The sequence below is a fragment of the Candidatus Eisenbacteria bacterium genome (assembly GCA_026388185.1).
Taxonomy (GTDB): Bacteria; Eisenbacteria; RBG-16-71-46; order JAFGJU01; family JAFGJU01; genus JAPLKG01.
Genome location: JAPLKG010000014.1, coordinates 241,466 through 255,062, shown reverse-complemented (window position 1 = coordinate 255,062; position 13,597 = coordinate 241,466). Strand labels below are relative to the sequence as shown.

The following is a 13,597-nucleotide window of genomic DNA, read 5'->3' as shown; positions in this document are numbered from 1 at the left end:
AGTGCAGGCTAGCCCACCCTCGTAAAACCCGCTTGCCATCCGGCCCTGAGCCGTAGGATGGCCTCAGGAATGCATTCGATAAGATCGCTGGCTATCATGCCCTCTTCGCCGGACTTCTCCTTCGCCACGTCTGCCGAGAGCCCGTGCAGGTATGCACCAAGTGCCGCCGCACGGACAGGAGACAGCCCCTGCCCCAGGAGACCGGCGATGATCCCTGTAAGGACGTCTCCGGAGCCTCCGGATGCCAGGCCGGCGTTCCCGGTCGGGTTGACGTAGGTCGTGCCGTTCGGCTGCGCAATTACGGTCGGAGCTCCTTTTAGCAGGACCACGATGCCGAGTCTCGCGGAAAAGCGCTTCGCTGCACCGACCCTGTCCCGGAGTACGGTATCGGGTTCTTCGCCGGACAGACGAGACATCTCAACAACGTGGGGCGTAATGATGAGTCGCTGTCCGCTTTCTGCGAGGAGCTCAGTGTGACCCGCAAACGCATTGAGGCCGTCGGCGTCAAGAACAATCGGCTTTGTGACGGATGATACTATTGCTCGGGCAAGCGCCGCGCTTTCCGAGTGTCTGGAGAGACCCGGACCTAGGGCGAGCACGTCACAAGATTCGACGAGGCGGAGAATTTCGTCCTTGGCCTCGATCGAGAGTGTACGTTCCTCGGTCTCCGGAACAGGCCTGGTCATCGGCTCGGTCATCTTGACTTCAAGAATGTCGTTGAGACTTTCTGGAATGGCGGCAGTCACAAGGCCGGCTCCGGTTCGTACGGCGGCCATAGAACAAAGCGCCACCGCACCCGTCAATCCAACCGAACCGCCGACAACGGCGATCTTGCCGCAGTCACCCTTGTGGACGTCGGGCTCGCGAGTTGGGAACCAATCCTTCGCAAGTAGATTGTCCGTGAGCTCAAGCTCGATTTCTTCTTCTTCGACGCATTCGTTCGGAATTCCGATGTCCGCCAGAGAGATCTCTCCGGCAAACTTGCGGCCCGGATAGAACACAAGACCCTTCTTGAGAAGCGCGAGCGTTGCCGTGGCGTGAGCCTTTACACAGTTTCCCTCAGACCTGCCCGTGTCACAGTCAAGGCCGGAAGGCACATCGACGGAGAAAACCGTGCGACCGCAGAAGTTGATCAAGTCAATGGCCTGTGCAGCAGTACCGGAGGTGCGCCCCTTGAAGCCGGTGCCGTAGATCGCATCCACAACGAAATGTGACTTGCCAAGTGCCGGGGTCAGATCCTTAGAAAGATCGACTTCGGTTAGCTCCCGTAGCTCTCCTCCCATCGAAGCAAAGCGGTGCATGTTTACGGACGCGTCTCCCGAAACCTCGTCTGCTCTGGCAAGCAAGAATGCCGTGACATGAGCGCCCTTTTCGCGAAGAAGTCTTGAGACAACGAATCCGTCTCCTCCGTTGTTCCCCTTTCCGCACAAGACGGCGAAACTCTTGCCTCTCACATCACCCACGACGTTTTCTATGACGATCAGGACTCCTTCCCCGGCCTTCTCCATAAGAGTGAGACCTGAAACGCCGAGTTCTTCCATTGCTCGTTTGTCGATGTTCCGCATTTGTTCAGGCGTGGCGATTTTCACTGAAGCTCCTTGTCACCTTTGCCGAAATCGAGGGCTCACATGAAGCATTCGTGCAATCAAGTTCTCTCCCAGAGCACAACCGCAACGGCGTAGTCGCGCGAATGGCTCAGACTCAAAGTGAAATGCCCGTCGAGTCTGTCGCCGAGCGAACTCACTAATCTCAGGGTCGGACCGCCGTCGCTTTCCGGCAGGACTGCTATCTCTCGCCACGCCACCGGAATCGATGCCCGAATCGCCTTCTTGAAGGCCTCCTTGGCCGCAAAGCGAGCGGCCAGACACGCCATGCTGTCGGCTCGACCGAGGCAAAAGGAAATTTCCTCGGAAGAAAACACTTTCCTCAAGAAGCGTTCCGCGTGCACGTCTACTGCTTGCCGGATCCGTTCGATTTCGACTATGTCGATGCCGACAGAGAAGGCCAACTCCCGATCCTCCAAACGAGAAACGACGAAGAAATCGCCGTCGCCGCTCGCTCACGCGGCACCGGCGAAGAACACGCTATCAGACAGAGGACTGCCTTGCCGGAACGTGCCACGCGCGCTATTACGATGAGGCGCGTCGGCACGATAGATTGCGCCATCGCGAGCCGGAGATCATCGCGGCTTTGAGACTAGCGCTCTGAACAGGTCGCTCTCGTTGAGTCCTGGCTCTGCCCCGGGACATTAAGTTTGTCCACAATCTCAACCAGTTCGATTATGTCGCCGATCTCAAAATCCGCTCCGGAGTGGACCGTTCCGAACGTGTCGCCGTAGCGCGCAAACACGGTCTTGATTCCAACTTTTGCCGCGCCGACGACGTCTCTTTCGGGCCAATCGCCTACCATCAGAGCCTCTGAAGAATCAACGCGAAGAAGTGAAAGAGCTTTCTTGAACGGCAGGGCACTAGGCTTTCGCTCGCCAGTGTCTTCAAATGTGACTACGTGGTCGAAGAAATGTTGGAGATTGAGGTGACATAGACGAAGCCACGCCTGCGCCCTGGGAGCGTCGGAGATGACGGCCATCTTGAGGCCCCTTTTCAAAAGCTCCATCAACGCAAGAATCACGTGAGGATAAAGTACGAGGGAGGAATCGCGCGCGCGACGGTAGGCCACAACCGCGGCGGCCAGCACCTTGTAGTCGATGTGCCCCAATTCAAGCTGGAGGAGCTTGTCGAAAACGTTCTGATACTCTATGCCTTCCTCCTCGTAGACGGCATATATCTTCCCCTTGAGCTCGTCGCGAGGAAGGGTGAGGCCGGCATCAATCATCGCGTCCACTGCTGCCTCGACGGACGTGTCCTTCATCCTGACGAAATCAGTGAGAGTATTGTCGAGATCGAAGATGATGGCCTTGATCATTCAGGGACACCAAACCGAACTAGGTCACGAGAGTCGTGACCTAGAAAGTGTTCTGATAGGCCTGCCTCTGGCCGACGGGAGCGGAATATCAGAACGGGTCACTTGCTCGAAGGACCGACCGTACGACCCAGACTAATTTCGCCGTTATCGATTCTTACGTTAAAGCCGCAGTTCGGGTTTGAACAAACCCACGCCTTGTATGTGATTGGAGCACCGTCACGCCCGTAATCGCTCAAAGGGATAAGAACGCCATCGTGGCACTTTCTGCAATCAGGAAATGAAGTTTCCATTAACTTCTACCTCCCCTCCCGCTGTTAAAGAGTTCCATCCAGTGACACACAACAAGAAACACCAAGAAATGATGCGCCGATTGAACGTTTTTGTCAAGCGAGTTGTGGGACGGCGGTGCTTCGAGGGTTTGCGTCACATAATGACTAATGGACGGGCGCGGATGACCGACGGCGTGCGGATTCGAGTTTCCGCGCCAGCTCCAAGTTCGCCCTGGCGGCGGGATAACCCGGATTCAGTCGAAGGGCGGCCTCGAACTCCTCGACCGCGTCGTCAAGGGCACCTTGCTCGCCCCGGACGATGCCAAGCTGGTTGTGAGCTTCGGCGCTCCCGGGCTCCAATTCCAGGGTCTTGCGCAATTCGTAGGCCGCCGCGGCCGGATCGCCGGATCGAAAACAGCATATGCCGAGGTTGAAATGAGCCCGAGGAAGATACGGCTGCAACTCCAGTACCTTTCGATAAAGCTGGATGGCAGAGGTGTAATCTCCTTCCTTTTGTTTCAAGAACGCGAGGTTGTATCGCGCCTCGACATAAGTGGAGTCGATCCGAAGCGCGTCTTGGAATATGGCCGTTGCCCGGGCGGGCACACCCTTCTTTTCGTACGCCATGCCAAGATTGTTGAAGGCCTCGGGGTTGCGTGGATTCAGTTGCACGGCCTGCGTCAGCTCCCGGATCGCGTCATCCAGCCTGCTCGGATCATTCAGGAATTTCGTGCCTCTTGAGAAGTGCCAATACCACGACTTAACTGACGGGCTGATGCCGAGAGCGGACAGCATCGGCCTCCCGGTGAGCGCCACCGAGGCGATCACGACGCACAACGCAAGGCCCGCTTGCCGGTACTGCCTGGTGTCGATGCGATCTATCAACCACCACAGTGCGTAGGACGAAAATATTGCGAGCACCGGGACGATGTGAACTCTGTAGCGTGCCGTGACAAAAAAGAGACATATGGAGACCGTGTACGTGGCAACAAAAATGTGCAGGAGAAGGAATTTTTCGCGTTTTCTCAAAGTGAGCACTATTCCTGTGATGGCAAGAGGTCCCACGAAGACAAAGGACATCAGTGGCAAGGGGAAGCGAGAAGCGTCTCTCCAAATGTAGTAATCGTCGATCTGCGGAAACTCGTACGCGTTCCAGAAGAGCAGGAGCTTACGCAACAGGAGCGTGATGAACTTGATCGGTTTGCCGACAATGAAATGAACGCTTTGGTTCATCCAGTAGGTCGAGACTTGAGAAGGTATTAGGGTTCTACCCAGCAACTGTTCTGCGTGATGCTTCCCCGTCCAATCGCTCTCTGGATCTGCCCCGACCATTCGGAGCTCTTTGATGGGGTTGTAGAGTCCATTGGCCTTCTCGTTGTTTCCTATGTACAGGTTGAGGCCCCCGTTTGAGGTTATCATGACCAGGTCATGTCCTACGACGTAGTTGTGAAGCGTCGCCGGCGCGATCGCCACCGCTGTTCCTGCCAGCACCCCCATGAACAGGAGCCACGTCCTCGTTTTTCTGATGCCCAGCCTGATGGCAAACCATGACAGAATCCCTACGAGAAAGATGAGGGCGCTGCCTCGAACAAGCGCCGCTAACCCCACTAACACGCCCGTCCATAGACACGTTCCTAGTCCGATTCCTGCTTCAGCTCTGACTAGAAGGTAGAGCCACAACATGCTCAGGAAGATACCAAGGGATTCCGGGAGGAGAAGTCCCTCAAAGAAGAGTAAGGGTCCATAGAATGCGAGGATCACTGCAGCCGTCAGGGCCACAAGCGCGCCGGACACCCTTCTTGCTATGAGGAATACGAGCAGACAACTGATCGCTCCCACTGCCTGTTGAACTGCCACGGCGGCAAACGGATTGTGTCCGACGACCAGATAGATCAGGGCGAGGAGATAGGGGTACAGCGGACCCATGAAGAAAACGTCGTGTCCAAGCCAATCACCGGCAGCTATCTGGAGCGCCCAGGAATCGTATAGTCGCGAATCCAAGATCGGGTCGGCGAAGAAAGGATTTCTGTGGAGGTATATGAGATAGACGAGGCGGGTGACGACCTGTATTGTGAGTGCCGCGAGTAAAGTGAGCCCGGGATGACAGCTCAAGAAATGCTCTACTGCGCCAATTCTCGATTGAACCTTGCGCGACGCTGAGGATCTCTTATCGATGGCGACACCTAGACCGCCAGCAGCGGCTCAATTTCCTTCCACAGGGTGTCTGGTGCGAGCCGCGGCTCGTCCTCCACGGGAGCGGCCTCCCTCACTGCTTCAAGAACGACCGAGGCGCGGGCAAGACACTCGCGACACGCGGGACAACGCTCCAGGTGAGCAATCAGATCCACTTGCTCCGTCTGGCCCAACTCGCCGCCGACAAAAAGCCAAAGTAGCTCCGAGTGTTTTCCGCACTTGTTGTGACTCTTGCTCTTCACGAGAGCACCGTTCTCGCCTGCGGCCATTGTTCTGGCACTTCGGATATCTTGCGCGTAGGAACACCAACCCTCGGAAGCTTCGAGCGTAGCGGCCAGGATCTTTCTGGCACCCACGAGGAGTTTTCGCACGTCGTCGCGGCTCACACGAAGTATTTCGGCCACTTCGATCGCGCTCACACCATCCCAATCGCGGAACATCACGGCGGTTCTCTCCTTGAAAGGAAGGCCGTCGACCGCTCGTCTCACGTGCTCGCTTCTGGCTCTTATCTCAGAAAGACGACGGAAGGCAGATTCGGCTGAAGTCACGGCGGCCGTCGCAACGCCTGCGCCACAATGGATCTCGGGTTCCGAATGTCCCGGCACGGCTGTTGCCCTGGCCTTCCGGCCCTTCTCTTTCAGCCTTTCACCGCAAATACCGACAAGAATCTGCAGGAGCCAGGTTTCGAGAAAGCCCTTGCTCTTGAGTTTCTTGAGACTGGAGAAGGCTATCACAAAAAGACTGTGAACAGCAGAGATCCCATCCTCGGGATTCCGTAGAATTCTCTCCGCAACGAGAAGTACGCGCGCGCCGGTTCCTCTCACGATCACCGAGAAAGCTTCTTTGTCTCCATTGATTGCACGATCAATGACTCCCTCGTCAATTACTGTACTGCCGCTGTCCATGCAAGCTTGCCCTTTCCCAGATGCAGCCACCGCGGCTCTGCCGCCGCAACGCCTCCGCTCGCCCTCCCTTGCCACGTCAACACCGCGCGAGACGGAACCGTAGCCGCAGAGGCACCGGTCGTCCGCGCGCCGCTTGTGTCCGCACGCTCTCGCTCTCAGCGTGTCTCACAGCTTACTCTTTCTGCGCCATGCCTTGCAATAACTGTTCTATGTTGGGTCCCAACGCCGTCCCGTCGTACCCGCCCTCCAGAACCGCGAACACCGGTACGCCGAGCTTTGAGATGATCTCTCCGATTCTCCTATATGCGTGACTGCTCAGACCCAACGAAGCCAGTGGGTCCGATTCGTGAGCGTCAAACCCCGCGGAAATGGCGACCTGTTGCACGCCGTCCATGCCGATTGAATCAAGAGCGTTCTCGAAGGTCTTCAGGTACGCTTCGTCTCCGCAGAAGGCCGGCAGCGGATAGTTGTGACAATTGTCCCGAGAGTCCAGTCCCGTGCCTGGATAAAGAGGATGCCTGTGAAGGGAAACGTACGTAACGTTTGCGTCCCCAAGAAAGATCTCTTCTGTACCATTCCCGTGATGGCCGTCTATGTCTACTATCAGTGTCTTCCTTGCGAGTTTCTTGACCGCAATCGCCACGTTGTTGACGTAGCAGAAGCCCGCGACGCTCGAGCGACCGGCGTGGTGGCCGGGCGGTCGCATGAGCGAAAAACCGCTCTTCTTCGCGGCAGCAATTGCCGCTCCCGCCGAAAGCGCCGCGTACTTGTAGATGTCGGGATACGGAGGCGAATCCAGGTCGAGGAAGCGAAGACTCTTGAGCCTGCGCAGATGCTCTTCTGAATGCACGAGCAAGAGGTCTGCCTCGCTCGCCGTTCCCGGTTCTACGAATTCGTATCCATCTTTAAGATATTCGTGAGCAAGTCTCACCCTGTCCGGACTCTCCGGGTGCCCCGGACTCGCATACTCGAGACATTTCTCGGAGAAGACGATCTTCATGGGAACCCGATCTTCGTGTTGAACAGGATTGAGCCGCGAATAGATTCTATCGATTCTATCAGAGACGGCCCCTCACGAAAAACAGAACCGTGTGCGGAAAAAGACGGCTAGATTTTCGTTCGCCTCAGTCTCACGGAATTGGTAACCACGTTCACCGAGCTTGCGGCCATGGCGATCTCGGCGATAACGGGATGCAAGAGCCCGAGCATGGCGACGGGGATTGCCACCACGTTGTAGAAAAAGGCCCAGAAGAGATTCTGCCTGATCTTATTGAACGTCGCTCGCGAGAGCTTGACCGCGGATACCACTGACGAAAGGTCGCCTCTCACGAGTGTAACGTCGGAAGCTTCGATGGCTATGTCCGTACCGGTGCCGATAGCGATTCCAACGTCCGCCTGAGTCAAGGCCGGGGCGTCATTGATACCGTCACCTACCATCGCCACTCTCAGGCCCTCCGCTTGAAGACGCTGGATCTCTCTGGCCTTCGCCTCGGGTAGGACGTTCGCGAGCACTCTGTCAATTCCGACGCTTTGCGCAATCGCACGACCCGTTCTTTCATTGTCGCCTGTCAGCATCGCCACCCGAAGGCCCATTCGCTTGAGTTCGGTCACTGCGGTCTCCGAGTCCGGTTTGAGAGTGTCGGCGATACCGATGACGCCGCAGATGGTTCCGTCCGCGGAGAGCATCACCGTCGTCTTTGCGTCATGTTCGAGTCTGGCGATTTCTTCCTCGACAAGCGAGTAATCGACGCGCTCCGCTTCCATGAGAGCGCGATTCCCCATCAATACCCTCTTGCCGTCCACGACCCCGACAACGCCCTTCCCGCTTATCGCCTCGAAATCCGTGACCGCCAGGAAGGAAACACCCCCTTCCCGCGCGCGTTCGACAACCGCCTCGGCAAGCGGATGCTCCGACGCCGCTTCCACCGAAGCGGCGAGACTGAGGAAGCGCGTCTCACCCAGCGAGGACACCGGAATGACGTCCGTCACCGCCGGTTTCCCCTTCGTGATGGTGCCCGTTTTGTCGAAGACAATGATGTCGGCGTCTTTCAGTGCCTGAATCGCCTCGCCGCTTCTAATGAGAATGCCCCGCTCGGCGCCCATCCCGCTTCCGACCATGATGGCGGTCGGGGTTGCCAACCCGAGCGCGCAGGGACACGCAATTACAAGAACTGCCACGGCTGCGAAAATGGCGAGTGAAACGCGGCCGACGTCCGGCGTGACCCAGGGCAGAAAGGCGCTCGCCCACTGAGCCACGGAATAGAAGAAATGCGGAAGCCCAAGCCAGAGCAGGAAAGTCGTGAGGGTTACAAGCAGCACAATGGGGACAAACACGGCGGTGACTTTGTCGGCGAACTCCTGTATCGGAACCTTCGAGCCTTGAAACTCTTCGACCATCTTTATGACTTGCGCCAGGAAGGTCTCTCTTCCGACTCTCGTCGCCGCAACATACAGAATGCCCTTCTGGTTTATCGTTGCGCCTACGACTTCGTCTCCTTCCTTCTTGGAAACCGGCATGGATTCACCCGTCACCATTGATTCATCCACGGCGCTCTTTCCGGACACAACGACTCCGTCCGTGGGCATCTTCTCGCCCGGCCTCACGACCATGACGTCACCGGCCTTGACCTCTTCTATAGCCGCCTCTTTCTCTTCGCCCCCCACAATGATTCGCGCGGTCTTTGCTCCCAGCTCGAGCAGTCTCTTTATGGCCTGCGAGGCTTTGCCTTTTGCCTTGGCTTCAACGTATCTTCCCGTGAGATGAAACGCCATGATCATGGCCGCGACTCCAGCGTAGTTCTGGATGGGAGCACCCGCGAGGTTCGCCGGACCCGTCAGGAAAGAGGAAGCGGTGCCCATCGAGATCAAGACATCCATGTTTGCCGAGCCGTGAAGAATCGCTTTGACTGCGACGCGATAAGTGTTCCCTCCCGGCCAGAAAAGAACCGCAGCCGAAAGGGCCAGATAGATCCAGTTGAGGGCGGAGGCGACACCACGGGGGCCAAGGACCGCGCCGTGGGAGCCCGAGATCATTCCGTGAATGCCGGTGGCCGTGCCATGAACACCGAAAGCCATGTGGCCGGACATCATTTCCGCGATCATGAGAACGATGACGGGACCGCCAAGGAGCCATGCCCAGAACATTCTTCTCTGAGCGATTCGCATTGCTCTCACATTCTCGTCGCCGCTCCCCGTTCCCACCCGTGCGGTTCTTGGAACGCCGGGCGTATAACCGGTCTTCCTCACGTCGCGCAGGAGTTCCTCGATACTAACGGCCGCGGGGTCGAAGGTCACGTTGGCCTGTTCGGTTCCGAAATTGACGTTCGCCTCGATCACGCCACGTTTCTTTCTCAGGGACTTCTCAATCGCCGCGGCACAGGCCGAACAGGACATGTCGCTGATGGGAATCGCCACTCTCTCCAACTCTTGCTTGGCGCCGCGTCCGGCGTCCCCGACTGCCTTCTTCGTGTTCCCTTTTCCTTCAATGCGGTTGTTCTCTGTCATTATCCCGTGCCTCGCTATCGGCCGAACGCTTCTTCGTTCTTCTTCGCGAGCCAATCTTTGAGGACTATCATCGCCTCACAATCCTCTTTGTTATACTGAATGATCTTCTCCCTGAGCGCGCGATTGGCGCCGGGAGCCTTCGCATACTCTATGTACCACATGGCCGCCTTGAGACCGCCTGGGTCACGTTCGGAATACTCGAACCCGAGAAGCTTCGAGACTGCCTTTATGGAATACGAATGCGAAGGCCATTCGGTGCATTTGTCCACGAGACCGTAAAGGTCTGTGCTCTCCTGAAAGAACCTTTCAAACAAAGCGGGATCGCACGCGTATCGTTCGGAAAGACTCGTAAGGACGGTCTTTTCGTATGACGTGTAATGGTAGACTTGAAAATCCTCCAAGCCGGACACGTATTTCCAGAACGCGTTCCACGCGCTTTCTTCCTCGTCCGGCGAATCGGCGAAGAAGCTCAAGTAACGCTGCTCTTCACCCTCTCTTTCGACTATCCCGTACAAGTAGCATATTTCCTCGAGCGGTTCCGTTTCGATGTCAAAGAAAATCTCGAACCTCCTGCGTGGAAGTTCGACCGGAGAATGAAGGATCGGCTCGCCTCGTTTGAAAACGACGGCTCTTCTCACGAATTGCTCTAGAGCTCTGCCGGAAATGCCCTCAAACTTGGGGAGCCTCTTCGCGTTTCCAAGCTCCGCAAGCTCGCTCACGGTCCGGATTCCGTTTTCTCTGAGGGCGCTCCTCCTTGGACGGTTGAGCTTGCGGACCAAGCTGACGTCGTCCCGATCCTTCGCCCAACGATAGCAGAAGCTGCGCCAATGGCACTGCGCGCACACGCCGCCTATGCAGGGTTCAGACTCCGCTTTTCCGGACAGAAGGTCGCGTATCTCGGAAAGCCGCTCGAAGTATTCCCTCTCAAAGGGTTTCAGATCCACCGACACGACGTGGAATTCGCCGTCCACTATCTTTCCCGTCTCAGGCTTCACACCCTGCACCTTCTCAAGAATATCGGCGTAAAAGGACAGTTGTAGAACGTAATGCTCTTTGAATCTTCCCGTCTCCTCGTCCTCGTACGCCGAACCAGACTTCATGTCTATCGGGACGTAGTGATACGCGCCCAGCCGGGACTTGCCCCGGACCTTTTCGAGCAAGTCCGGACTCCCCCGCATGGAAGGAGCCGAAAGTCGACCCTGATATATGAAGCCCTCCCCGCCCTTCATCAGACGAAGAGTCTCCCTCTCACATTCCTCGAAACCCTCACATTCTATCTGGGCGACGGCAAATCCCAATCGCTCAAGAGCCTCTTCTTCGTGTGCCATGCCCTTGTCCCAAAGGACCCTCTCAAAATCCGATTCGGGATCCATGCGCGACCTGTCGCCAAACTCGTCCAGATAGACCTTGTGAGGGCAGAGAAGATAATCATAAATGTGACCGGCCGTAATGATTGTCGGGTGAGATTCCGTCTTAGATTCGGACCCGGGCATGGGCTCAGTGTCGGGCGTTGGGGCCCGCGTTGTCCGGGGCGTGGCCTTGGGCTTTTTTTCGGGCGACGGATTATCTGCCATGCGAACGTCAGCTCCTCTTGATGACTCTACCACATGACTTGCTGAGATGTAGATAACATATTATTGAAACTGCGCTCGTTTTGGCTATACTACGTCTTGCGACTCTTGAGTGGGAACCAAATTTGACGGCGGAACTTCTGTCTCGGCGAGGCACTATTGAAAGTCCTGGTACTCGATGAATGGATTCCTTATCCCCTCATTTCAGGCAAGAGACTGCGAAGTTACCATCTCCTCGCCAGGGCGGCACGCAATCATAAGATAACATATCTCTGCTTCGCCGATCCTTCCGGTGAAGAAGGCGCGCGCAAACAAATTGAATCTCTAGGAATCAGACTCTTGACCTTACCCAAGCGAAACCCTTTCGTGCCGGCCTACAGACTCTATTCTCTGGCACTCGCAAACATGTTCGCCTCCACGCCGCTTGTCATGAAGAAACACTTCCGCCGGGACTACCTCGTTACTTTGAACCAGCTGGTGAAAGAGGAGGATTTCGACCTCATTCACTGCGAGTGGACTCACTACGGAGCGTACGTGACTGGGCTGCAAGATCGCCCTCTCTTTCTTTCCTCTCACAACATAGAAGCCATGCCGTGGCAACGACTGTATCAACACGAAAAGAACCCCATTAAGCGCGCTCTTCTACATCTCGAATGGCGGAAGATGCTCAGGTTCGAGGAAAAGGTCTGCAGAAGATTCGATCACGTCGGCGCCGTAAGCGAGGACGACCGCTACAAGTTCAAGACGTCTTACGGTTGCGAATCGGTCACCGTCATTCCCAACGGCATCGATGTACATTACTACGACTCCGTGAAACCAGACCTCGCGAGCAAGTCTCTGGTGTTCTCCGCATCCTTCGACGCCTTTGTCAATCAGGACGCGGTCGCTTACTTCATGGAATCAATTTTCCCTAGAGTTCTCGAGAAGGATCCTGGAGTAACGACCACCTTTCTGGGAAAGGACCCGCCGCCGTTCTTGCGGAGATTGGCCGGTGAGCGCGCCGTTTTCACTGGAACAGTCGAGGACGTGCGACCACACCTTTCTCGCTCCACCCTCTGCATCGTTCCAGTGAGAATCGCTGGAGGGTCACGAATAAAGATCCTCGAGGCCATGGCAGCCGGCCTTCCCGTTGTGTCGACGCCCGAGGGCGCAGAGGGTCTAGAGGTCGTGCCGGGCGAACACATCCTCATAGCGCGAAGCGAAGAAGAGTTCGCCGGCTATGTGATCCGCCTCTTGAACGACAAATCGCTGGCACAATCACTGAGCGCGAAGGCGAGAAAACTGGTCGAGGAACGATACGACTGGGACAAGATCGCGCCTCTCCTCGAACAGGCATGGAGAGAAACGGTCGTTAGATTTCAGCAGCGGGACAAAGATCCGCAGAACGTGGGTAGCAGATAAGGTAACGCTAAGGCCACGCCCAGGAAGATCAATTCGGTTAGACTGCGGGGGTGTGCACCTCATCCGCACGAGGACGAGATAGCCAACACCCCCGTTTATACCGTGAAGCTTGATTCCGATCGGTTTAGCCCTGCGTCTTTGCCGCGGCGGCTGCCTTTAACTTGGCGTTTGCATAGATTGCAACTTCGACCCGGCGATTGAGCTGCTGGCCTTCACTGGTGTAGTTGCTCGCAATGGGCTGGGTCTCCCCGAATCCCGTTATCGCGAAGCGCGTCCGGACCACGCCCAGGTTTTCCAGGTAGTTCGCGACCGACTCCGCCCGCTGGCGCGACAACGTCATGTTGTAATCCTCCGAGCCGGTAGCATCGGTATGCCCCGCGATAAAGATATCCGTGTCCTCGTACTTCGTGAGAGCCTCAGCAAACTTCTTGATTTGTTCCTGGCTTGCAGATCTCAAAGTGGATTTGTCAAAATCAAATAGAATCCCTGAATCGAAGGTGACCTTGATGCCTTCGCCGATGCGCTCGATCCTCGCGTTATCGAGATCCTCTTGCAGTTTGGCTGCCTGGTCGTCCATGTACTTGCCTATGAACGTTCCTGCAGTACCACCAACCATCGCGCCCAGGATCGCGCCGACCGCAGTGTTCCCAGCCTTGCTTCCGATAACACCGCCGACTGCGCCCCCGGCGCCAACACCTATGGCTGCCCCCTTCTGTGCTCGAGTCCAGCCGCAGCTAAGACTCCCAAGCATCAACAAACCCGCTAAACCAAATACGATGAGCTTCTTCACAACGACCTCCTTACGTTTGTTGCTACCTCGCCTAGTTCCTGC

General features: G+C 56.5%; 10 protein-coding genes. 1 reads left to right on the top strand and 9 read right to left on the bottom strand.

Going from position 1 to position 13,597, the window contains the following annotated elements:
• Nucleotides 1-8 precede the first annotated feature (8 nt).
• The 8 genes from NTX17_08590 to NTX17_08555 form a co-directional block, all read right to left on the bottom strand.
• Nucleotides 9-1,589, bottom strand: coding sequence for an NAD(P)H-hydrate dehydratase (locus NTX17_08590; GenBank protein ID MCX5801428.1), 1,581 nt, complete (start codon nucleotides 1,587-1,589; stop codon nucleotides 9-11).
• Nucleotides 1,590-1,645: 56 nt separating this feature from the next.
• Nucleotides 1,646-2,008 (bottom strand): holo-ACP synthase, encoded by a 363-nt coding sequence (gene acpS / locus NTX17_08585; protein MCX5801427.1) that lies wholly within the window; start codon nucleotides 2,006-2,008, stop codon nucleotides 1,646-1,648.
• 188 nt (nucleotides 2,009-2,196) lie between these two features.
• Nucleotides 2,197-2,922 carry an HAD-IA family hydrolase gene (locus tag NTX17_08580; GenBank protein ID MCX5801426.1) on the bottom strand — a complete coding sequence of 242 codons (726 nt, stop codon included), beginning with the start codon at nucleotides 2,920-2,922 and terminating at the stop codon, nucleotides 2,197-2,199.
• Between the two features lie 434 nt (nucleotides 2,923-3,356).
• Nucleotides 3,357-5,303, bottom strand: coding sequence for a tetratricopeptide repeat protein (locus tag NTX17_08575; GenBank protein ID MCX5801425.1), 1,947 nt, complete (start codon nucleotides 5,301-5,303; stop codon nucleotides 3,357-3,359).
• A gap of 71 nt (nucleotides 5,304-5,374) precedes the next feature.
• Complete coding sequence (locus tag NTX17_08570; protein MCX5801424.1) at nucleotides 5,375-6,364, bottom strand: zf-HC2 domain-containing protein; 990 nt, start codon at nucleotides 6,362-6,364, stop codon at nucleotides 5,375-5,377.
• A gap of 97 nt (nucleotides 6,365-6,461) precedes the next feature.
• Nucleotides 6,462-7,289, bottom strand: coding sequence for a histone deacetylase family protein (locus tag NTX17_08565; protein ID MCX5801423.1), 828 nt, complete (start codon nucleotides 7,287-7,289; stop codon nucleotides 6,462-6,464).
• 107 nt (nucleotides 7,290-7,396) lie between these two features.
• A complete protein-coding gene (locus NTX17_08560) occupies nucleotides 7,397-9,793 on the bottom strand; it encodes a heavy metal translocating P-type ATPase (GenBank protein ID MCX5801422.1) in 2,397 nt (798 codons plus the stop codon).
• Between the two features lie 14 nt (nucleotides 9,794-9,807).
• On the bottom strand, nucleotides 9,808-11,367 hold the full coding sequence (locus NTX17_08555) for a TM0106 family RecB-like putative nuclease (protein MCX5801421.1): 1,560 nt from the start codon (nucleotides 11,365-11,367) through the stop codon (nucleotides 9,808-9,810).
• 156 nt (nucleotides 11,368-11,523) lie between these two features.
• On the opposite strand from NTX17_08555, the gene NTX17_08550 reads away from it, so the two are divergent.
• Nucleotides 11,524-12,765 carry a glycosyltransferase gene (locus NTX17_08550; GenBank protein ID MCX5801420.1) on the top strand — a complete coding sequence of 414 codons (1,242 nt, stop codon included), beginning with the start codon at nucleotides 11,524-11,526 and terminating at the stop codon, nucleotides 12,763-12,765.
• Nucleotides 12,766-12,889: 124 nt separating this feature from the next.
• On the opposite strand, the gene NTX17_08545 is transcribed toward NTX17_08550, so the two are convergent.
• Nucleotides 12,890-13,555: an OmpA family protein gene (locus NTX17_08545; GenBank protein MCX5801419.1), complete on the bottom strand. Its 666-nt coding sequence runs from the start codon at nucleotides 13,553-13,555 to the stop codon at nucleotides 12,890-12,892.
• Nucleotides 13,556-13,597: the final 42 nt, after the last annotated feature.

Coding starts and splice junctions, on each gene's coding strand:
- NTX17_08580 (MCX5801426.1), bottom strand. CDS start 2,922: ATGATCAAGGCCATCATCTTCGATCTCGACAATACTCTCACTGATTTC.
- NTX17_08565 (MCX5801423.1), bottom strand. CDS start 7,289: ATGAAGATCGTCTTCTCCGAGAAATGTCTCGAGTATGCGAGTCCGGGG.
- NTX17_08560 (MCX5801422.1), bottom strand. CDS start 9,793: ATGACAGAGAACAACCGCATTGAAGGAAAAGGGAACACGAAGAAGGCA.
- NTX17_08555 (MCX5801421.1), bottom strand. CDS start 11,367: ATGGCAGATAATCCGTCGCCCGAAAAAAAGCCCAAGGCCACGCCCCGG.